The 20,859-nt window shown below is 61.4% G+C and carries 14 protein-coding genes; 4 read left to right on the plus strand and 10 right to left on the minus strand.

Features of this window, described 5'->3' with window-relative positions:
* Positions 1-2: 2 nt before the first annotated feature.
* The 3 genes from ACFQDI_RS19895 to ACFQDI_RS19905 form a co-directional block, all read right to left on the minus strand.
* Entirely contained in the window at positions 3-1,448 is a 1,446-nt protein-coding gene (locus ACFQDI_RS19895; protein WP_377170118.1) for an ATP-binding protein, read from the minus strand.
* A 172-nt stretch (positions 1,449-1,620) separates the two neighbouring features.
* Complete coding sequence (locus ACFQDI_RS19900) at positions 1,621-5,199, minus strand: carboxypeptidase regulatory-like domain-containing protein (RefSeq protein ID WP_377170120.1); 3,579 nt, start codon at positions 5,197-5,199, stop codon at positions 1,621-1,623.
* Positions 5,196-5,597, minus strand: coding sequence for a BlaI/MecI/CopY family transcriptional regulator (locus ACFQDI_RS19905; protein ID WP_377170122.1), 402 nt, complete (start codon positions 5,595-5,597; stop codon positions 5,196-5,198). Before ACFQDI_RS19905 ends, ACFQDI_RS19900 begins: the two co-directional genes overlap by 4 nt.
* A 196-nt stretch (positions 5,598-5,793) precedes the next feature.
* Here ACFQDI_RS19905 and ACFQDI_RS19910 point away from each other — a divergent pair, with 196 nt between their 5' ends.
* The 3 genes from ACFQDI_RS19910 to ACFQDI_RS19920 all read left to right on the plus strand — a co-directional run bounded on the left by ACFQDI_RS19910 (position 5,794) and on the right by ACFQDI_RS19920 (position 8,581).
* On the plus strand, positions 5,794-6,921 hold the full coding sequence (locus tag ACFQDI_RS19910) for a glycerate kinase (protein WP_377170124.1): 1,128 nt from the start codon (positions 5,794-5,796) through the stop codon (positions 6,919-6,921).
* A gap of 74 nt (positions 6,922-6,995) precedes the next feature.
* Positions 6,996-7,931, plus strand: coding sequence for an ACP S-malonyltransferase (gene fabD, locus ACFQDI_RS19915; protein ID WP_377170126.1), 936 nt, complete (start codon positions 6,996-6,998; stop codon positions 7,929-7,931).
* Between the two features lie 89 nt (positions 7,932-8,020).
* On the plus strand, positions 8,021-8,581 hold the full coding sequence (locus tag ACFQDI_RS19920; RefSeq protein ID WP_377170128.1) for a redoxin domain-containing protein: 561 nt from the start codon (positions 8,021-8,023) through the stop codon (positions 8,579-8,581).
* Between the two features lie 24 nt (positions 8,582-8,605).
* Here ACFQDI_RS19920 and ACFQDI_RS19925 read toward each other — a convergent pair whose 3' ends face one another.
* Positions 8,606-9,139 (minus strand): GNAT family N-acyltransferase, encoded by a 534-nt coding sequence (locus tag ACFQDI_RS19925; protein WP_377170130.1) that lies wholly within the window; start codon positions 9,137-9,139, stop codon positions 8,606-8,608.
* Positions 9,140-9,241: 102 nt separating this feature from the next.
* Between ACFQDI_RS19925 and ACFQDI_RS19930 the strand changes: the two genes are divergently transcribed.
* Entirely contained in the window at positions 9,242-10,636 is a 1,395-nt protein-coding gene (locus ACFQDI_RS19930; protein WP_377170132.1) for a phenylacetate--CoA ligase family protein, read from the plus strand.
* A gap of 17 nt (positions 10,637-10,653) precedes the next feature.
* On the opposite strand, the gene ACFQDI_RS19935 is transcribed toward ACFQDI_RS19930, so the two are convergent.
* The 6 genes from ACFQDI_RS19935 to ACFQDI_RS19960 form a co-directional block, all read right to left on the minus strand.
* Positions 10,654-12,255, minus strand: coding sequence for an arylsulfatase (locus ACFQDI_RS19935; protein WP_377170134.1), 1,602 nt, complete (start codon positions 12,253-12,255; stop codon positions 10,654-10,656).
* A 64-nt stretch (positions 12,256-12,319) separates the two neighbouring features.
* Positions 12,320-14,971 carry a DNA gyrase subunit A gene (gene gyrA / locus ACFQDI_RS19940; RefSeq protein WP_377170136.1) on the minus strand — a complete coding sequence of 884 codons (2,652 nt, stop codon included), beginning with the start codon at positions 14,969-14,971 and terminating at the stop codon, positions 12,320-12,322.
* Positions 14,972-15,015: 44 nt separating this feature from the next.
* Entirely contained in the window at positions 15,016-15,477 is a 462-nt protein-coding gene (locus tag ACFQDI_RS19945; protein ID WP_377170138.1) for a four helix bundle protein, read from the minus strand.
* Between the two features lie 44 nt (positions 15,478-15,521).
* Complete coding sequence (locus tag ACFQDI_RS19950; RefSeq protein ID WP_377170140.1) at positions 15,522-18,068, minus strand: DNA gyrase subunit B; 2,547 nt, start codon at positions 18,066-18,068, stop codon at positions 15,522-15,524.
* A gap of 158 nt (positions 18,069-18,226) precedes the next feature.
* Positions 18,227-18,883 carry a gluconate 2-dehydrogenase subunit 3 family protein gene (locus tag ACFQDI_RS19955; RefSeq protein ID WP_377170142.1) on the minus strand — a complete coding sequence of 219 codons (657 nt, stop codon included), beginning with the start codon at positions 18,881-18,883 and terminating at the stop codon, positions 18,227-18,229.
* 12 nt (positions 18,884-18,895) lie between these two features.
* Positions 18,896-20,677: a GMC family oxidoreductase gene (locus ACFQDI_RS19960; RefSeq protein WP_377170144.1), complete on the minus strand. Its 1,782-nt coding sequence runs from the start codon at positions 20,675-20,677 to the stop codon at positions 18,896-18,898.
* Positions 20,678-20,859: the final 182 nt, after the last annotated feature.

Raw genomic sequence — 20,859 nt, forward strand, 5'->3', positions numbered from 1 at the left:
ACTCAGGTATGCTCAGGTTTCTTCAGGCTCAAGGTAAACTGAGTGTGGCTGCCTGCCATGGTATCTATCTTCACTTCTCCGCCCATGTTCTGGATCATGCGGAAGCAGATGCTCAGCCCCAGGCCCATACCCTGCCCCACCTGCTTGGTGGTGAAAAATGGGTCAAAGATCTTCGAGAGGTTCTCCTTCGGGATGCCCGCGCCGTTGTCACGCACGATCAGGTCCACCCCGTTGGCTGTTTCGCAGGCCTTCAGCAGGATCGTCGGAGACGGGCGGCCCGCCAGCGCATCCAGGCTGTTCTGCACCAGATTGAGCAAGATCTGGATGATGTAGTTTTCATCCCCCTGCGCGATGACTCCCGCCGGCATCTCATCCACCAGCAGCACCCCACGGTCCCCGATCTCTTTTGCCAGCAGGCGCAGGGCCTTGCGTGCGGCCTCCTGCAGATCCACCGGCCTCGACCCTCGGTTTTCCGGGTGCGCAAAGGTGCGCAGGTCAGACACGATAGCGCTCACTCGGTCGATGCCCTCGCCAATGTCCTCCGCGATGCTGTTGAAAGTCTCCGCCAGCTCCGGAGGCAGCGTCTTGCCCTTCTTCTTCAGCAGATAGATCGCCGACTTAACATAGTTCAGCGGATTGTTGATCTCATGCACGATCCCCGCGCTCAGTCGGCCGATGGAGGCCAGCTTTTCGCTCTGGTCCAGCTGTGCCTCCGTCTCACGCAGCCGCTTCAGTGTGGCTGTGAGCTCTTCATTGCGCGCGGCCAGCTCCTCGCGCTGGTCTTCCACCTTGCAGCGGTTGGCAAATTCGCGCACTCGGATCGCATGATGCTGCCGGCTGCCCACATACAGCACCACGCAGTGCAGCAGCAAAAAGCCGGTGTTGTTCACAAAGATGCCCAGCGCCCGGGGATCATCCGTCGTGAAAAGATTTGGCAGCGTCGCGGCAAAGTAGGCCGCAACCACCAGACCGAGCGTGATGCCGATCTCCCGAAACGTCCAGTGAAAGACAAAGGCTGTGGCCACGATGCACAGCAGCAGCCCCGCGTAGTAGCCTGAGCCAGGGTCCCCGCTCAGGTAGATCATGAAGCAGATCATCAGCGCAGGCAGCAGCGGCAGGATGATCGGGTAGGCGCGGCAGTACCTCCGTCCCAGCGATCCATTCAGCGCCAGCAGCAGCGGCACGCAGCTGGCCGCACAGGCCAGGCGCAACACCAAAAACTGCCAGTAGTCTGTCGGATAAGCCATCCAGTCAAGAAAGCTGCAAAGTGGCACAAGGACCATCACAAACCACGCGCCCATTTTGGCATTCCGTAGATTGAGCTCCATCTGCTCCTTTTCAAAACGGTTGGGGGCGGGCACAATCGTTTCTGCACCATTCCTTCGGGAATGATCTGTGCTGGATGCGATCAGCGGTGAACCAATCTCTGCCAGGGCTGCTATTGACATAATTACTATAAAATTAATAATAATTAGGTTATTAAAGCAAGGCTTATTCAAGGTTTTTTACAATTCCCTGACATCCAGAAGGAGCATCCCTAAGCCATTGATAATCAGCCCCCAACCCACCTTCCCTCCACTCCCATAAAAAGCGGTCTAGAAGCTCACCCCGCACCGCACGTCATCTCGCAGGCTTTGACGTCTGAAGTTCAAATTTCACGGTGGCTGGCGCGCCTTTCTGGGTAAGAACCACATTCTTGGTGTCAGCCCTGCTCTCAATGATGCACATGATTTCAGCCTTGCCCTCGGGCAGGCGGGAGAGCGTCACCTTCCCGCTTTGATCGGTGTTCTTGTGGCGGTAAAAGAGTTCGGACACCTGATCTTTGATAGCAATCTGGGCGCCAGGCACAGGCTTGCCGTCGCGCGTGACCTCCACGAGGATGGTGACCGTTGGAGCCTGCTGAAAGTCCACTCGGCTGGTCTCTCCCGCTGTCAGTGTCACCGTCTGGCTCATGCCCAAGCTGCCGTCGATTTTGTCGGTGCACAAGACGCTGGCAGGTCCCGCAGACAGCCCTCCCACTTCAAAGCTGCCGTCAGGCTGCACCTGGATGTCCTGAAAATCAAAAGCCTTGGTGCTGAGGCTCAGCCGGTCACGCACCGGATCAAAGTCTGGCAGCCCCGCCAGCGTACCCCTCACCTTCGCCTCAGGCTGCAGGTCGGACAGCTGGAGTTCTACATGGGTCACAGACTGGTTCTTTAGCAGAACAGGCGCATAGCCGCTGGCTAGAACGACGGCGGTATAGGCGGAAACGGAAGACGGAAAATGAATCTCGACCCGCCCTTGATCGTCGCTCTTCAGGATTTCGACATCATCATAGCTGCCGTAGCCCTGGATGTCCGCCAGATGCTGGCTGTTGACCCGTGCAGAATACCATTCGGGCTTACCCACGCAGAACAGGCGTGCTCCGGACACGGGTTTCTGGGTCCGGGCGTCCCGCAGCATTCCCGTGACCGTCTGGCCACGCTCCAGGGCGATCTCCACCGGCCATGCGGGATCATCTGCCGGCAGCGCAGCCAGTCGCTCCACGTGTTTCATCGCATACCCGGGCGCCGTGATCCAGAGGTCATGGCGGGCCCGGGTGATGAGGTCATCAATGATGAACTTCCCGTCTTCGCTCTGACAGTCCTGCCCACGGCGGCTAAGGTGCGCCGAGTAGCTCGGCGATGGCTCGTCAGCCGCTTTCTCTCCTTTGGGAAAGCCCAGCCGGATGTTGGCAGACGTCACCGGCTTCCTGGTCTCTGCATCTATGAGTCTTCCGACGATGGCACCCGGCCGGTCCACAGTGATGAGCAGCGGCTGGCTGGGGTCCAGCGCGGCGCGCCGGATGGATGACACCGTCCTGCCCCAGACGTCATAGGTCATATCCTTTGCAGCCAGATTCCGCAGCTCAAAGCGCCCGTCTTGATCGCTTGAGACACTGTTGCCGACATACTCGGAATGTCCCCGAATGATCATTTGCGGGGATACAGAAGCCTTGGGCACAGGGTTCCCCTTGCGGTCCACGACCTGCCCTTTGACCACCAGTCCTTTTTGCATGACGAAGCTCAGAGAGCTTTGGGCAGGATCCTTCAAAGGTGCCGCCTCCAGCCATGCCGGCGCAAATCCCTCTGCCTCAGCCACGATGGCACGCTGCTCCGTGCGCCCGATCTTCGTGATCGTGAATTTTCCCTCCGCGTCGGTGCGCGCCCACCGCAGGCCCACCAGCGACCATGAGCCGCCATAGCGCACCGTGGCCCCTTGGATTCCCTTGCCATCGGTATCCTTCACCGTGCCGCCAATCTTGAGCCCTGCATCCAGGGTAATGTCACAGCGCGCAGTCAGTCCTTCCACTGGCGGGGCTATCTCAGAGCGGTTCTGCTCGGCATAGTCCTTGTGAGCCACCTCCATGCTCCACATGGGCTTGGCTTTTGAGTACCAGCCCAGCTGATAGTTTCCGTCCGCATCGGTGACGCTTTTGTGCAGCCAGACGATGAGGTAGGGCCCCGAGTAATGATCGCGCACCGCGGCTCCCTTGACCGGTTTTCCACTCGCATCCGTCACGCGCCCGCGGATCTCAAATCCGGGCTCCAACCTGACCGCAACCCTGCTCTCGGGCTGCTCGGTCGAGTTGAAGTTCACCCGCGTGTCCGCCAGCGGAGGCGAGATCACCACCAGCTCCCGCTCTCCCATGGGCACGCCTTGCAGGGCCAGCTCCCCGTGGGCATTGGTGATGCCACAGTGCCCCGTGTCCACAACCACCCGGGCATTGGCCAGCGGTCTGCCTGTCGCCGCATCCGCTGCCGAGACATGCAGCGTGCCACCGGGAATGAGCTTGAATTCAAAATCGCGCTTTTTGTCCTTCTTCAGAATCTCCAGGTAAGTTGGGTTGTCGGGACCACCTGCCACAAGATTTCCTTGGCTGGCCAGTGCTATGTACTCTCCAGGCTCGATCTCGCCCTGCCAGGCCCCCGTGGCATCGCCCGTCACCGATACCTCAGGAGCAAAGGGACTCATGGGTTCGGGCTTGGTCACTCGAAACAGACGAAACTGAACTGACGGAACAGGCTTGCCGGCCGCATCGCGAAATTTCACCGCCAGCGCCACTTTGGGAGAGGCAGTTTTGGCAGGCACAGGCTTCGCTTTTTCAGGCACCGCCGTCTGGGCCAGCATGACAGGCAGGCCGATGACAGCCATCACAGCGGCGATGACCACAGCGGCAGACCACCGCAGCGCGCCGCGTCTGGCATGAACGTCCAGCACCGCCCTCACGCGCTGACGCAGGCTGGAGGGGCGGGACATCGAAGGTACCAAGGCGGATACACTGCGACCTCCGGAGGCCACCGTGAGCAAATGATCCGCATAAATGTCTGCCCGCATGTCGGAGCGCAGCACGGCATCATCGCAGGCGCATTCGGCCTCCAGCAGCGCCGCCCTGAGAAGCAGCCATGCGAACGGATTGAACCAGTGCATGACACAGACGCAAGCCGCCAGAAAGTGACTCTGCGCATCTCTGCGCCGGGCATGGGCAAACTCATGCATCAGCACCGCCTGCTGGCGGCCCTCCGGCCAGGAGTCAAAGCTGGCAGGCAGCAGCACCTTGGCAGAGCCAAAACCAAAAACAAACGGGCCCGAATCATCAGCTGCCACACGCATGGCAGGCACACGCTTCAATCCCGCCCGTTCCGCACACCGACCAGCGAGATCCGTCGAGGCAGCGCCCCGCCAGGCACTTGAGCCGGACCACAGCTTGCTGAGTCGTCTCAGCTCTCGCAGCAGCGCGGCCAGCCCTGCACACACCCCGGCAGCCCAGATCCAGAACAGCTTGGGCTCAAAATCTTTCCAGCTTATCCAGGTTTCCTTTCCTGCCGGAGGCGCTTCCACACGCGGTGCCATCGGCGACGGTGCGGAACTGGCCGCGCCCGAGAACGGTGCGCTGACCGGCTTTGGAGCCAGGACTGGATTCAGCGGCCGTACAGGTGGGATGGCCTGCACTGAAGCAGACGTTTGCCTCACCGGCATGGCGGGCAGCACTTTCCAGCCTTCACACAGGCCGATCAGCAAAGGCGCCAAGCCCAGAGCCGCCAGTGCGCACATCAAAAACCGGTGTCGCATGGCGGCAGAGAGCCGCGACCGCACCGTCTGGTAAAGCAGCAGCGCTATCAAGGCCAGGAGAAGTCCCCGCAGGCATGTGGAGTACAGCAGTGTGGTGGCCGTGTTCATGACTTTTCAGGCGTGTTGCGGGTTTGCTTTTGGGCCTCGCGTATCATTTGCGCTATCTGTTTCAGCTCCTCCTCAGGCAGCCGCGCGTCTGCCCCCGTCAGGTGGGAGGCGATGGCCTCACGCAGGCTGCCGCCGAAAAAGGTGTCCAGCAGCCCCTGCAGCGCCCGGCGCGCGGCAGAGCGCTTGGGCTTGGTGGGACGATACACGTGCTCACGCCCCGTTTTCGCATGGGTGAGGTGCCCTTTGTTTTCGAGGATTTGCACCAGCTTGCGCACGGTGGCGGCTCCTGGTGCATCGTGCATGGCCTCACGTATGGCAGCGGCTGTAGCCTCCCCCTGCGCATAGACAATATCCATGATTTCACGCTCGCGGCGGCTGAGTTGTTTTTCAGAGCTCATGATTTCAAAAGCGAAATTTTTCGCTCATTTGTCGAAGCCTACGCAAAAAAGGCGCATGGACACAAGCTTAATGAGCGAAATTTTTCGCTCATTCATTCCCGCCAGTCTCATGCCCCCCCTTTGCTGACGCGTTTCGAAACCTCCTTGCGCCTCTTCCCCTTGGCAGTCTGGCTCACCTCGCCATCATGCGCGGCACATGCGCATCCTTATCGCGATCGACAAGTTCAAAGGCTCCATCCCCGCCACCACAGCCGCACAGGCCATCGCCTCGGCTTTGAATCAAGTTTTGCCTGAGGCTGACTGCGATCTCTGCCCCATCGCAGACGGAGGGGAAGGCACCGCCGAGGCCGTCGTCACAGCTCTCCACGGAGAGTGGTGCCAGGCAGCCACATCGGACGCCCAAAAACGCCCGGTCACCGCCAGCTACGGCCTCGTGCGCACGGCCGCCGGCCACCTGGAGGCCGTCATGGAAATGAGCGCCGCCTCCGGCCTCGCCATGGTCAGCGATCTGCCCCTGGACCCGGCAGCCGCCACCACGTGCGGAACAGGCCTGATGCTGCAGGACGCCATCTCACGCGGAGCGCAGCGCATCGTCATCGGCATCGGCGGCAGCGCCACCAACGATGCAGGCATCGGCATGGCAGCCACGCTCGGATTTCGCTTCCTGGATGCCTCCGGTGCACCTCTGGAGCCCGTCATCGCCAGCTTGGACCGCCTCGCCGCCATTGAGCCTCCGCAAACCTCCTTCCCGGAAATTTTGGTGGCCTGCGACGTGAACAATCCCCTCCTCGGCCCCCACGGCTGCACCCGCGTCTATGGGCCTCAGAAAGGCGTGGCAGATTTCGAGTTCTTCGAGAGCCGTCTGCAGCACCTGGCCTCTGTCGCCAGCCGCGATCTCGGCGTCGACCACCGCGATGTTCCGGGCGCAGGCGCAGCCGGGGGCCTCGGCTTTGGGCTCATGACCTTCTGCAAGGCCAGGCTCACCAGCGGTTTTGATCTCATCGCTGATCTTGTGCATCTGCGTGAACGCATCGCCGCCGCCGACCTCATCATCACCGGAGAGGGGCGGCTGGATGCCCAGACCCTCCACGGCAAAGGCCCCATGGGCGTCGCCGAAATGGCACGCGAACTCGGCAAACCCATCGCCGCCTTTGCCGGAGCCATCGAGGCCGAGGAGCAGCTTCGCACCCGCTTCGACCTCCTCTGCGCCATCAAGCCCCGGGAAATGCCCCTGACCGAGGCCATGCAGCGCGGCCCCGAGCTGCTGACAACGGCGGTACTCGATCAAAGCCACGCGCTACTGCGGCTTTTGACCACCCCTTGACCGGTCCCCTGGCCCGTGCTCAGTGCATCCTCCCACTCGTCTCGAACCACCTACCACCTATCCAGCATCCCCGAATGAACGCAGTCCTCCTCTTTGCCGGTCAAGGCGCCCAGAAAGTCGGCATGGGCAAAGATCTTGCCGAAAGCTACCCCACCGTCCGCGCCCTCTTTGACCAGGCAGATGCCACCCTCGGCTATTCGCTTTCCAGCATCATGTTCGAGGGCCCGATGGAGGAGCTGACCAAGACCTCCCGCTGCCAGCCCGCACTCTACGCCCACGGCCTGGCCATTCTGGAAGTGCTCAAAAGCAAAGTCCCTGCACTGAACATCACCGCCACCGCAGGACTTTCCCTCGGCGAATTCACCGCGCACGCCGCCGCCGGCACCTTTGACTTTGCCACCGGCCTCAACCTCGTCTTCCAGCGCGGCAGCTTCATGGAGGAGGCCTGCGAAAACACCAAGGGCGCCATGCTCGCCCTGCTAGGTGGGGAAGAATCCGCCATCCGCGAACTCGCCAAGGAATGCGATGTGGACGTGGCCAATCTGAACGCCCCAGGCCAGATCGTCCTCAGCGGCAGCGCCGAAGGCATCGCCGATGCCGCTGCCAAGGCCAAGGACAAGGACAAAGGCATCAAGCGCGCCATCCCCCTCCCCGTCGCTGGTGCCTACCACAGCCGCCTCATGAAGTCCGCCCAGGACAAGCTGGCCGCCGTGCTCGCCTCCGCCCCCATCCAGAGCCCGCGCGTTCCCGTCGTCTGCAACTTTGAAGCCCGCACCGTCTCCACTCCCGAGGAGATCCGCACCACCCTCACCAGTCAGGTGACCGGCAGCGTCCGCTGGGTGGAAAGCATGCAGCACCTCATCGCCGCAGGCCACACCACTTTCATCGAGCTGGGCCCTGATGCCACCCTTGCCGGGCTCATGGGCAAGATCGACAAGTCCGTGAAAGTCATCAGCATCAAGGACGCAGCCTCCCTGGATGCAGCGGTGACGGCGCTGACGGCAGGCTGAAAAATGCTTGCCCCGTGATGCCGCAGCCGATGTTTCGCATTGAAACATCGGCCGCACTGAAGGGTCGTCTCTGGACAAGACGTTTCACCATGATGCGCTCCGTTCTTCATTCCTTCGCCCTGCTTTTCCTGCTGCTGTGCAGTCCTGCCTCCGCGCTGGAGCTGCCCGCAACGGATGGCAAGAACTACGACCCTGCTGCGACAGGCTCCAAGAAGGCATGCGTCCTCTTCTTCGTCTCCCCCTTCTGCTCCACCACGAAGTCCTTCATCAAGGAGATCAACCAGATCACCGCCGACTACGGCGACCGCGTGAATGTTTACCTCGTGCATTCTGATCCCGAGATCACCCGCGAGGTCGCCATGGAGCATGCCATCCTTTCCGAGGTGAAGGCCACTGTGCTTCTCGACAAGGAGCAGGTGCTGGCAAAGCAAGTGCAGGCAAAGATCACACCTGAGGCCGTGGTGACCGGCACGGATGGAAAGACGCTATATCAAGGCCGTATCAACGACCTCTATCTCGGCCCCACCAAGCGCCAGCGCGCCGCGACCACCAAGGATCTGCGCGATGCGCTGGACGCCATCCTTTCTCAAAAGACCGTCCCCTCTCCGCAGGAGCCCGCGCAGGGCTGCAAGATCGGCGGCATAAAGTAGTCTGGCGCACAGCTAGGCTCAGCACTACCAGACCAGCACCTCTTCCTCCTCCGGCTCCTCCTTTTTCACCACCGTCCAGCGGTACATGATGGGATAGATGGGACGCTTGTCCTCAAAGAAGTCCGAAACAAACGGCGGCCCAAACATCGTAAAGCCAAAGTGCTGGTAGAGAGGCAGCAGGTGCTTGCCTGTTTTGGTGATCAGGTATTCAGCCTCGTTTTTGACGGCATACTCGTTGATGCCCATGCATAGCTTCAGCAGGTGCATTCCGCCGCTGCCTTTGATGGTGCATGCTCGAGAAAGCTCCAGGCTCAGCTTGGCCGGCGGCAGCACGAGATCCTTCAGCTGCGACTCATGCATCATTTCAAACCTGTCCACCTCATCGCTGCGCAAAACCCGCGTCACCCCCAGCGCCTTGCCCTTCTTGTCAAAAAGCGCAAAGTGGTGCGCCTTCTCATCAAACTCATCAAGCACATGCGTTATTGATGCTCCGTACGAGGCTCGGCGGAAAGACTCAATGAGTTCACGGTTGGATTGGAAATCAATTTCTTTGACCATGGTTTTTCTTGCAGGAATACGTATGCGTTGGTTCGGTTGGCGCCAGCATTCTCTTCATTCGTTTGTTGTTGCACCCACGTCTTCCTGTTGCACCAACACCGCATGTTTAGAACATGGAATCTTTACCGGGCCGCAAAGGCCGTTCGCCATGCCCAGCGTCTCAGCCGCCCGGAGATGCTCGCGCTGCAGGAGCGCCGATGGCGCGCACTGGCTCACCGTGTCTTTGCCACCAGCCCGTTTTACCGCCGCAGGCTGGCAGGCCTGGATCTGGACTGTTGCGCCCTTTCAGACATCCCCGTCCTCACCAAGGCAGAGCTCCTGGCGCACTGGGATGAGATCGTTTCTGATCCCCGGCTGAAATGGGACGCACTGCACGAGTATCTGCATGATCCCCGCAACTGGGGCCGTCTTTATCATGGCCGCTGGATGGTCAGCATGACCTCCGGCACTTCCGGAGCCGCCATTCCCATCCCTCATGAAATCACGGCCGTGGACTGGAACAACGCAGTCTATGCTGTGCGCCAGCACCCCGAGGCCGGAAAGCAGGCTGCCAGCCCTTCGCTCTTTTTTAATAGGCGTCCCGTGGTCGCCGCTCTCGTCTGCTCTTCGGCGCCCACCGTGTCAGCCAGCATGGTGGCAACCCGCCCGTTGATCGGTTCGCTCATGTGCGACTACCGTCCCATCAACGTCACCTCCCCCTGGCATGAGATCATAGATCACCTCCATCAGATCCGGCCCACGGTGATTGCCGGGTACGCGTCACTGGTCGGACGTCTGGCCCAGGCAAAGCTCGACGGCACGCTCAGGCTGGAGCTGCCAGCTCAGGGCGGCGCCATCGTCACCGGCGGGGACAGCCTCACGCCCGGCATCCGTTCGCTCTGTCGGCAGGCTTTTGGCATCGAGCCTCTGAACGGCTATGGCTGCGGAGAGACACTGGGCATCGCACGCCAGTGGCAGGGCATGGAGCACATGGCTGTGTTTGAAGACATGGTGGTCTTTGAAGCCGTGGAGCGGGACGAAAGTGAGTCCCCCTCCGGAACGCTCTCAGACCACGCCCTGGCCACACCACTAATGGACACAGCTCTGCCGCTTTTGCGCTACCGCATCGACGACCGCGTCCGCTTCGGGCCACCTCAGGAGGGCTGGCCCTTCAAGGCCATACTGGAGCTCAGCGGACGCGGCAATATGACCTACCTTTTCAGTGTCCCGGAAAAGCTCGTCTTTGTCGGCACCCAGTTGCTCAGCGTCATGGAATACCAGCCCTTGGTGGCCCTCTACCAGTTTTGCCAGACAGGCCCCAGCACCCTTGAGGGGCGTTTCGTCCTGCAGCCGGGCGCAGAGGCCTCCGCTGTGCAGCCAGGCCTGGAGGCATCCATACGTCAGTGCCTGAATGAAGGCGGCTGCTCCAAAGTTAGCTATCAGGTGAAGTTCGTTCAGCACCTGGAGGCCGACCCGCGCACCGGCAAGGTGGAGCAGAATGTTCCCTTCAAAGGGTAGCACGCCCCCTGCTCTCTCTATTCTTTCACACCTCGGCCCTTCTTGGCCTTGCCTGCAGGCTTCGGCCCTGCCTGTGCGACGTACTCCCTCTCAAGCTTCTCCCATCGCTCGGACATCGCCTTCACGCGCTCCGGCTGTTTGGCAGCGAGGTCGTTCGACTCGGCGCGGTCCGTGTCCAGATCATAGAGCTTCCAGGCATCGCCGTTGTCGGCAGCGCTGACGAGCTTCCAGTTGCCCTCACGCAGCGCACGGTTGCCGGAGTGGTGCCAGAAAAGAAAATCGCGGCTGATCGCGTCATCCTTGGCAAACGCGGGCACCAGGCTGCGCCCGGGAAAAGATGGCGCTTTTTCCGGCATGGCGGTGACATCCCCCCCGGCAAGCGTGAGGATCGTCGGCACGATGTCGATCACATGCCCCGGCGTCTGGCGCAGTTCTCCCCTCGCACTGATCCCCCGCGGCCAGTGCGCAATGAACGGCGTGCTGATGCCGCCCTCATGCACCCAGATCTTGTGCCGCCTGAACGGCGTGTTGGAAACCGTGGAGCCTCCCGGCCCGAGGCACAGATAGGAGGCCGCCGCCCCCATCGGCGCGTTTTTGTCATGCCCCAGCCCCCTCACCATGATCTCCGCGCTCGCGCCATTGTCAGAGAGAAAAAGGATCAGCGTGTCCTCAAACGCATTCATGGCCTTGAGCTGCTCCAGCACACGTCCCACCTCCTGGTCCAGCCGGTCGACCATCGCCGCATGGATCGCCTCCTTCGTGGCCTGAAACTGCTTCTGCTCACCGCTCAGACTCTCCCACGGCACTGCATGGCGCGTCTCGCCCGGTCCCAGGATCTCCAGATCGCTCTCCTTGCCGCTCGGCGCCGTGATCTGCGGCTCAGGGTCGGACAGGCGGGTGTCCACCAGCCCCAGTTTCTTCTGCCGTTCAAAGCGCGCAGCGCGCGTTGTCGGCCAGCCCTGCTTGTAGGTGTCCTGGTATTTGGCAATGTCCTCCGGCAGCGCCTGGATCGGGAAATGCGGCGCTGTGAAAGCCACATACGCAAAGAACGGCGTCCCTGCACGCTGCTGCGCATGCTCCTTCAGAAAGTCGATCGCGTGATCCGCTATCGCAATGCTCGAATACCAGGTCCCCTCCGGCTCCGGCAGCGGCTTGTCATCCAGTTCATGCCTTTGCGGATGAAAGTGGTTGTCCTGCTTCGCCACATGGTAGGAGCGCGTGAATCCCCCGTCTGCCACCACGCGCGGCGCATTGTTCACATGCCACTTGCCCGAATGGTAGCTGCAGTACCCCAGCGGAGCCAGTCGCTGCGGCAGCGTGCGCACCCAGGCCGGAAATTTGCCATACGGAGGGTCCATGCCGATCTGCTGCGCATAGTGCCCCGTCATCAGCACGCTGCGCGTTGGCCAGCAGCGCGCCGTGTTGTAAAACTGCGTGAACTTCAGCCCGCCCGCCGCCAGCTTGTCCAGATTCGGCGTCGCGATCTCACTGCCATAGCAGCCCAGATCCGAGTAGCCCAGATCATCGGCAAGGAAGATGACGAAGTTAGGCTTTGATGGCGCAGCTTCGAGCGTGGCACACAGCAGCAGCAGCAGAAAGAAAAGAGGCAGGCGGATCATGCACCATCCAAACGATGGGCATGCTCACTTCCTACCTCAAATTCCTCCAGCCGGCGGCGGGCGTTTATTCCGCTGCAGGCGCGTCTTCCGCAGGTGGGCTCTCCTGAGCCGGCTCGGCGCCAGCCTCCGCCGCAGCTGGGGCAGCCTCCTCGCCGGAGTCTGCCTCATCCGTCACCACGGTGGCCACGTCCTGGATGGTTTCACCCTCGTTGAGCCCCATGAGCTTCACGCCCTGGGCGTTGCGACCGGTTTCGCGGATGTCACACACGCGGATGCGCACGCTCTGCCCTTTGGTGGTCATGAGCATGAGTTCATCCTTGTCGTGCACCGCCTTGGCGGCCACCACCTTGCCAGTCTTCTCCGTCACGTTCATCGTCGTCACGCCTTTGCCGCCTCGGTTGGCCAGCAGACGGTACTCGTCAAAGGCCGTGCGCTTGCCAAGGCCGTTCTCGGAAACCACCAGCACCATCGTGTCAGGCTCGTTGGTGATGCAGCTTACAATGAAGTCGCCATCGTCCAGCGTGATGCCACGCACACCGGCCGTGTTTCGGCCAATGGCGCGCAGATTCGGCGTCTCAGGATCATCCCCCGTCTCATGGAAGCGGGCACACATGCCCTCATGGGTCACGAGGCACACCTCCTTGTTGCCGTCGGTGAGCACCACGTCCACCAAGTCGTTGCCTTCATCCAGCTTGATGGCGATGATGCCGTCTTTGCGGTAGTTCTTGAATTCTTCGAGCGCGGTTTTCTTCACCGTGCCGTCCTTCGTGGCAAACAAGACATACTTGTCCGCCGCCCACATGGCCTCGTCCTCCTGCCCCTGGGCTTCCAGGATCAGCACCGCGGCGATCTTTTCTTCGGCACGCAGATTCAGCATGTTCTTGATGCTGCGCCCCTTGCCCGTGCGGGATGCCTCCGGAATCTGGTGCACACGCTCCACATACATGCGGCCCGTGTTGGTAAAGAAGAGCAGGAAGTCATGCAGGTGCGCGCTGAAGAGACGCTCCACAAAGTCGCTGGCCTCGTCCTCGCCCTGCGCCTCCCGGGTCTCCATGCCTTTGAGCCCCTTGCCTCCACGCCCCTGCACGCGGTACTCGGCGGTGGCGGTGCGCTTGATGCTGCCCAGATGCGTCATCGTGACCACCGTCGGGTCGTTCGGGATCAGGTCGATGTTTTCGATCTCGCCTTCGGCGGCCTCGATCCGTGTCAGACGCGGCGTGGCGTGCTTCAGGCGGATGGCCTGCAGCTCGTCCTTGATGATCTGCAGCACGCGGGCTTCACGCGCCAGGATGTCCATAAAGTCGCGGATGCTGACGAGTACCTCGTCATAGTCTGCCTTGATCTTGTCACGCTCAAGCCCGACAAGTTGGTACAGGCGGAGTTCCAGAATGTCCTCCACCTGCTTGTCGGTAAAGATGTACCTGTCTCCGATCACGCTGGCCTGGCCGCGGATCAGGATGCCGAGCTGCTCCGCAGTGCTGACGGCAAAGTTGTAGGCCTTGAGGCGCTCACGCGCTTCATCACGGCTCTTGCTGTCACGGATGATCTTGATGAAGTCATCCAGGTGGCCGAGCGCGAGCAGCTGGGCCTCCAGCTTCTCCGCACGGAACTCCGCCTGCTTCAGCAGGAAGCGCGTGCGGCGGATGATCACCTCCCGGCGATGCTCCACATAGCACGCGATCGCGTCCTTCATGCTCAGCACCCGCGGCTTGCCGCCGTCGATGGCCAGCATGTGGATCGAGAAGCTCGACTCCAGAGCCGTGTGCTTGTACAGGTTGTTCAGCACCACCTGGCCGCGTGCATCGCGCTTGAGGTCGATCACGACCCGGGTGTTTTCATCTGACTCATCACGTACCCCGCTGATCTCGGTGATCACCTTTTCATTCGCCAGCTCGGCGATGCGTTTCACCAGCTCGGCTCGGTTCACGTTGAACGGGATCTCGGTGATGACGATCTGCTCGCGGTTGCCGTTTTCGACAATCTCCGCCTGTCCGCGGATGCGCACGCTCCCATGCCCCGTTTCCATGTACTCACGGATGCCGTTGGTGCCCAGGATCACGCAGCCCGTGGGGAAGTCAGGCCCTTTGATGTGTGCCTGCAGCTCGCTGCAGGTGATCTGCGGATTGTCGATCTGCGCACACACGGCGTCCACCACCTCGCCGAGGTTGTGCGGCGGCATGTTGGTGGCCATGCCCACGGCGATGCCCGTGCCTCCATTGACGATCAGGTTGGGAAACGCCGCCGGAAACACCGTCGGCTCGGTGAGACGCTCATCGTAGTTCGGCACGAAATCCACCGTCTCCTTCTCCATGTCAGACATCAGCGTGCCTCCCAGCTGCGTCATGCGCGCTTCCGTATAACGCATGGCTGCCGGAGGGTCGCCTTCCACAGAGCCAAAGTTCCCCTGCGGGTCGATCAGCGGCTCACGGATGGCCCATGGCTGGCCCATGTGGACGAGCGTCGGGTAGATGACCGCCTCGCCGTGCGGATGGTAGTTACCGGAGGTGTCACCGCAGATCTTCGCACACTTCATGTGCTTCTTCGGCGGGTAGAGCGAGAGCTCATGCATCGCGTAGAGAATGCGGCGCTGGGAGGGCTTCAGACCGTCGCGCACATCCGGCAGCGCACGGGCAATGATGACGGACATCGAGTAGTCGAGGAAGGAATTCTTCACTTCTTCAGCGACAGAGATGGGGCGGATGTTGGGGTCTTGCATGAGATTGAAAAAATCGGGGCTGATTGCGGGTTGCCGTCCTAGGTTCAGGCGTTCCAGTCGGAGGATTGCGGGTGGAAAAACTCCTCAAGCGGCAGCAGGTGGATGGAGCCGCCCCTGGAGGTTTTGCTGGCAGGGTTGTTGAATGATGGGGGATCGAATGTCTCGGTGTGGTTGCTGAGCAGGCGGCGGAGGGTGTCGAGGTTCTGGGAGAGCTCCCGTGCCGCAGCATCGGGTACTAGCTTCCGAGCCACCACTTTCTCCAGCCACGTCTGCGTCTGGCTCAGGTGACCCAGGGCATCCGCATAAAATCTGGCACCCTCTTTGGCAGAGCAGCGCGCATGGCCTTCGGAAATGCTGGTGGCGATGGAGTCTGCAGAACGGATCCACTGCAGTCCCACCGTCTGTTTTGCCAGCCAGTCCCAGCCTGCCGTCAATGACCATACCGCCTCCCCAGCACGCATCGCGAGCTGATAGACTTTCAGATCATGTACTTCGGCCGTGGCCATTCAGATTTTTGGCAGTTGCCCGCCACCTTGACGTGCCCTCTCGGCTACACGTCGAGGTTGCGTACGTTGAGTGCGTTCTCCTCGATGAAGTGCTTGCGCGGCTCCACCACGTCTCCCATCAGGATGGTGAACATGCGTTCGGCCTCGTGGGAGTTGGTTTCGTCCAGCTTCACCTGCAGCAGCGTGCGCTTGTTCGGGTCCATGGTGGTCTCAAAAAGCTGCTTGGCGTTCATTTCGCCCAGACCTTTGAAGCGCTTGATCTCCATCCCGCGCTTTCCGATCTCCATCACCTTGTCAAGGATGCCTGGAATGCTGAAAACCGGGTGCACCCTGGCGTTTTCACCCTCGCCTTCGATGACCTCGAAGAGCGGCTTGTCCTGGCTGCTGAAGTGGTCCACGTGCAGGCCCAGTTCATCGAGCTGCTGAAAGCGTTTTTTCATGCCATGCGCCTCATGGATCTCAATCAGGCGCGCACGCCGGTGGGACTTGGGTGCCACACCGCCGCCGTTTGCCTCCACCGAGGCCGCATTGCTGAACAGGTGCAAGTCGTTGTTCTCCCGCGCAAACGCGGCCAGCTGTTCGTTGCTGTGGAAGTAGTGGATGTTCACCTCGTTGCCCTCACGGATGACCACCAGGTGGTGCGGCAGGTTGCCCGTGGCTTCATCACGTGCCTGGAGGTACTGCTCAAAGTCAGCTCCATGCCGGCGGATGATGTCCGCAAACTTGGCCACCGGCACCAGCAGGTCCAGGATCGACTTGAGCCTGTCCGCGGCCAGCTTGCTGCCATCGGAGATGTTGCGCAGGCTGATCTCACCTGAGCCGAGCTCGAGAAGGATGGCGTCCATCTCCGCGTCGCTCTGCACATACTCCTCGCGCTTTTTACGCGTCACCTGGTAGAGCGGCGGCTGCGCCACATAGATGTGGCCTCGCTTCACCAGCTCCGGCATCTGGCGGAAGAAGAAGGTCAGCAGCAGCGTGCGGATGTGGCTGCCGTCCACGTCAGCATCGGTCATGATGACGATTTTGTGGTAGCGCAGCTTGTCGATGTTGAAGGAGCCCTCCACCTCGCTGTCACCACCGATGCCGGTGCCGATGGCGGTGATCATGGTCTGCACTTCCTTGTTCTGCAGCACCTTCTCCAGTCGCGCCTTCTCCGTGTTGATGAGTTTTCCACGCAGCGGGAGGATCGCCTGGTTGTGGCGGTTGCGGCCCATCTTGGCGGAGCCGCCGGCGGAGTCACCCTCGACAATGAACAGCTCCGTCTTCGCCGGATCACGCTCAGAGCAGTCCGCCAGCTTGCCCGGCAGACCGCCGCTGCTCATCGCATCCTTGCGTATGGCCTCACGCGCCTTGCGCGCCGCCTCGCGGGACTTCGCGGCGATGATGATGTTCTTGATCACCTCGACAGCGGTGTCCGGGTTCTCGTCAAAGTGACGCAGCAGACCCTCATACACGACGGAGCTCACCACGCCTTCGACCTCACCGTTCACCAGCTTTACTTTCGTCTGCGAGTTGAACCGCGGATTCGGCAGCTTGACACTGAGCACGCAGATCAAACCTTCGCGGCAGTCATCGCCCTCGATGTCGGGCAGCTTGTCTTTGAAGGACTTGGGGTTGGAATTGATGTACTGCTTCACCGCCTTCGTCAGCGCGCTCTTGAGGCCGCTGTAATGCGTTCCCCCGTCCGGATTGGGGATCGCATTGGCAAAGCACAGCGTCTGCTCGCTGAGCCCCTTGTTGTATTGCAGCACACAATCCACGAGGATGAACTTCGGCTTGTCATCGATCATGATCTCACGCCGCCCGGCCAGCGCGATCGGCTCCGGATGCACCTTGTCCTTGTCCGCACCCATCTCCCGCACAAACTGCTTCACACCTTCCGTGTAGAGCAGCACCTCCTGCCGCGGTGGCGACACACGCTCATCGGTGACAGTGATGTTGATTCCAGGATTCAGGAAGGCCAGCTCACGCAGGCGCACCAGAAGGCGGTCAAAATTAAACGTGGTGGTGATGGTGAAGATCGTCGCATCCGGGAAGAAGGTGATCTTCGTGCCCGTGCGCTTCGGCTCCTCCTGCTCGCCAAGGACCGTGAGCGGCTCGGTCGTGATGCCGCGTTCAAAACCGATGGCGTAGATCTTGCCGTCACGGAACACCTCGCACTTGAACCAGTCCGAAAGCGCGTTCACGCACTTCGCACCGACGCCGTGCAGACCGCCGGAAAACTCATACGCACCGTCGCCAAATTTGCCACCGGCGTGCAGATTGGTAAGCACCAGCTCCACGGTGGGAATGCCTTTGGCATGCATTTCCACAGGAATGCCGCGGCCGTCATCCTCCACACTGAGAGAGCCGTCGCTGTGAATGGTGACGCTAACGTTTTTGCAGTTGCCCGCCAGATGCTCGTCGATGGAGTTGTCCACCACCTCAAACACGCAGTGGTGGAGGCCGCGCTCATCGGGATCGCCGATGTACATGCCCGGACGGAGGCGGACAGCCTTGAGTCCTTCGAGATGCTGGATTTGCTCTGCGCCGTAGGCTTGGGTGGCGGCTACGTGGGTGGTGCTGTGGAGGTCGTTGTTGTCGTCAGACATAGCTTTGCTTTGCGGTGAGTTCCATCGCCTGAGTCCGTCCTCAAAAACCGCTCCGGAAACGTGCTCGATGAAGGTGGTTTAAGCCTAGCAAGCTGAGGGGGCTAGCCAAGGGGTTTTTTGCTCCAAAAAGCAGTCTTTTTCGGGGTCAAAACCCGCCGTCAAACCACGTCCTGCAGCCCCAGCTTCTCGACGACCTCCGGCAGCACCCCGGGATAGGGGCCGCCGATGCTCATATTCCCCACGTATCCGAGGCTTTTCCAGGTCTGGCTGTGGCTGTAGTACCCGCCCACGCACAGCTGCCGGAACCGCTTGAAAAAGGCCGCCCCCACCCGGTGCTCCGGCTTCACCTCCGCCGCCCCGCAGATGTCATCCACGATCTGGGTCTGCTGCGCCTCAGCCAGCGCCTCAAAGCCTTTCTCAAACCGCTTGAAGCTCTCCGTGTTCAGCCAGCTCAGACCGCCCCGGATCGTCTCGCGGTCCTCCTGGTGCGCCGGATACTCCGCGCTGACCCATTCGTTGATGAAATCCGGCACCCCCACCTCCGAGGCCGCAGGCGAGGTTTCGTCCTTGGGCAAAATCAAATCCGCCAGCGCCTGCGTGGTGGCCAGTTCCTCGGCAGTCAGCAGCTTTTCCCACGGAAACTTCACCCCCGCCATGAAGTCCGGGTCATGAAAGACAAAGCGCGAGGCATGCACGGGCGGTGCCGCCTCCGTATGGTTGGGCGCGGCCATGGCAGGCGCCGCAGCCACGCCGGCGGCGCCGCCGAGGAGGCCCTTGAGAGCATGGCGGCGGGAAATGGAGGAGCTTTCAGACATAATGCAAATCGGTTAAATGTTCCCCCTCTTCATCTCCTCCATCAGCCACTCGCAGGAGCGCCAGGCCAGGGCAAGGATGGTGAGCGTCGGGTTTTTGTCAGGATTGCTGGGCAGCACGGCGCCGTCCATGAGAAAGAGGTTCTTCACATCCCACGTCTGGCAGTACTGGTTCGTCACGCTCTCAGCGCCCTTTGCCCCCATGCGGGCCGTGCCCACCTCGTGGATGATCTCCCCGGGCCGCTGGATGGCATCAGCCCCGCTCTGCGGCTTCGCCTTCCCACCCATGCCCTCCAGCAGTTCCGCAAAAGTCTGCTGCATGTGCTCCGCCTGCTTGATCTCATGGTCGCTCCACTTCCAGTGAAAGCGCAGCACAGGGATGCCCCACTGGTCCACCACCTTCGGGTCCAGCTCGCAGTAGCAGTCCTTGTTCGGAATCATCTCGCCGCGTCCCGAGAAGCCAAACTGCGCCCCGTAGTAGCGCCGCGCCTCCTCCTTCAGCTTGCGACCATAGACTCCGGGCGACGTGGAGTCCAGGTAGCCAAAGCTCTTCACCTCCGGCATCTGCCGGCCGCCGCCCATCTCGATGTGGTAGCCGCGTGCAAAGCCCAGCTTGGCATGCTCATGCACCAGCCACCACGGCACGTAGGTGTGCAGCCCGCCTGCGCCATCCTCGTTCATCGGCGGCAGATCCTCCATCGCGGGAATGTGCGCCCCCAGGCGCGTACCCACGCTGTCCATCAGATTGCGCCCCACCTGCCCCGACGAGTTGGCCAGCCCCGCCTTGTCGCGCGATTTTGAGTTCAGCAAAATGCGCGAGGTCTCGCAGGTGCTCGCCGCCAGGATGACCACGCGCGCCTTCACCACCGCATCTCGCCGCGTCACCTTGTCGATGTAGTGCACCCCCGTGGCCTTGCCATCCGCACCCATCACCACTTCGCGAACCATCGCATCCGTGATGATGTCCAGGTTTCCCGTCGCCAGCGCAGGCGGCAGCAGCACCGTCGTGCTTTGGAAATTGGCGCGGATGCTGCAGCCACGGATGCAGTTCGTCGCCCAGAAGCACGCCGCGCGCGACATCATGTCCTTGCCGATGATTTCCTGCGCCTTCGGATTGTTGGGGAAAAGCACCTTCGGCAGGTTCTTCCAGTCCATCGGCTGGCTCAGCACCGCACGATGCGCAGCCACCACAGGCACCCCGAGCTTCCTGCCCGCCTTCTTCGCCAGCAGCTCGCCCACACGCGGTTTCGGCGGCGGCATCAGCACGCCAGGGGAAGAGTTCGGCGCATTCGCGATGCCGTCATTCTCTCCATACACACCGATGAGCTGCTCCACTCGGTCATACCACGGCGCCATGTCCTCATAGCTCATGGGCCAGTCCACACCCAGCCCGTCGCGCGACTTCGGCTTGAAATCAAACTCACCAAACCGCAGCGAGATGCGCCCCCAGTGGTTCGTGCGCCCGCCCAGCATGCGCGCACGCCACCACCAGAAGTCTCCCTCGGTCCCCTGCTTGTTGGTGTAGGGCTCTCCCGGCACCTGCCAGCCACCGTTCACCGTGGCGTCATAAAATCCGAAGGGCCGGTCCGGCGTGGCGGTCCCGCGCAGCGGTGCCATCTCCGGCGTGTTAAACATCGGCGTCTCTTTCACCGGCTCATAATTCCGCCCGGCCTCAATCATGAGCACCTTCACTCCGCTGAGCGCCAGGATCATCGCCGCCATGCCCCCACCGGCCCCGGAACCCACGACAATGACATCATACTGCGGCTGCGTTTTGCGTTCGGTGAGGACAGGCATGCCCGGACTATAGCCATGGTCGCAAGGCGACAAGTCATGTTACATTTTTTCCAGATTGAAGAGGGCAAACACCAGGGGTTCACCACCCAAATGTGGCAGGACTGCCACAAGGCAAAATCGTAACGCCGCGTCTTTCGACAGCCGCCCCCGGCGCACGCATAAGCGCCCGCCCTACCCCCTTT

This window comes from Prosthecobacter fluviatilis, from assembly GCF_042655725.1.
Lineage (GTDB): Bacteria > Verrucomicrobiota > Verrucomicrobiia > Verrucomicrobiales > Verrucomicrobiaceae > Prosthecobacter > Prosthecobacter fluviatilis.

What these genes read in the sequence shown, in the direction of transcription:
- ACFQDI_RS19950 (WP_377170140.1), bottom strand. Translation starts at nt 18,068, where the DNA reads ATGTCTGACGACAACAACGACCTCCACAGCACCACCCACGTAGCCGCC.
- gyrA (WP_377170136.1), bottom strand. Translation starts at nt 14,971, where the DNA reads ATGCAAGACCCCAACATCCGCCCCATCTCTGTCGCTGAAGAAGTGAAG.
- ACFQDI_RS19905 (WP_377170122.1), bottom strand. Translation starts at nt 5,597, where the DNA reads ATGAGCTCTGAAAAACAACTCAGCCGCCGCGAGCGTGAAATCATGGAT.
- ACFQDI_RS19955 (WP_377170142.1), bottom strand. Translation starts at nt 18,883, where the DNA reads ATGTCTGAAAGCTCCTCCATTTCCCGCCGCCATGCTCTCAAGGGCCTC.
- ACFQDI_RS19920 (WP_377170128.1), top strand. Translation starts at nt 8,021, where the DNA reads ATGATGCGCTCCGTTCTTCATTCCTTCGCCCTGCTTTTCCTGCTGCTG.
- fabD (WP_377170126.1), top strand. Translation starts at nt 6,996, where the DNA reads ATGAACGCAGTCCTCCTCTTTGCCGGTCAAGGCGCCCAGAAAGTCGGC.
- ACFQDI_RS19925 (WP_377170130.1), bottom strand. Translation starts at nt 9,139, where the DNA reads ATGGTCAAAGAAATTGATTTCCAATCCAACCGTGAACTCATTGAGTCT.
- ACFQDI_RS19935 (WP_377170134.1), bottom strand. Translation starts at nt 12,255, where the DNA reads ATGATCCGCCTGCCTCTTTTCTTTCTGCTGCTGCTGCTGTGTGCCACG.
- ACFQDI_RS19910 (WP_377170124.1), top strand. Translation starts at nt 5,794, where the DNA reads ATGCGCATCCTTATCGCGATCGACAAGTTCAAAGGCTCCATCCCCGCC.
- ACFQDI_RS19895 (WP_377170118.1), bottom strand. Translation starts at nt 1,448, where the DNA reads ATGTCAATAGCAGCCCTGGCAGAGATTGGTTCACCGCTGATCGCATCC.
- ACFQDI_RS19900 (WP_377170120.1), bottom strand. Translation starts at nt 5,199, where the DNA reads ATGAACACGGCCACCACACTGCTGTACTCCACATGCCTGCGGGGACTT.
- ACFQDI_RS19930 (WP_377170132.1), top strand. Translation starts at nt 9,242, where the DNA reads ATGTTTAGAACATGGAATCTTTACCGGGCCGCAAAGGCCGTTCGCCAT.
- ACFQDI_RS19945 (WP_377170138.1), bottom strand. Translation starts at nt 15,477, where the DNA reads ATGGCCACGGCCGAAGTACATGATCTGAAAGTCTATCAGCTCGCGATG.
- ACFQDI_RS19960 (WP_377170144.1), bottom strand. Translation starts at nt 20,677, where the DNA reads ATGCCTGTCCTCACCGAACGCAAAACGCAGCCGCAGTATGATGTCATT.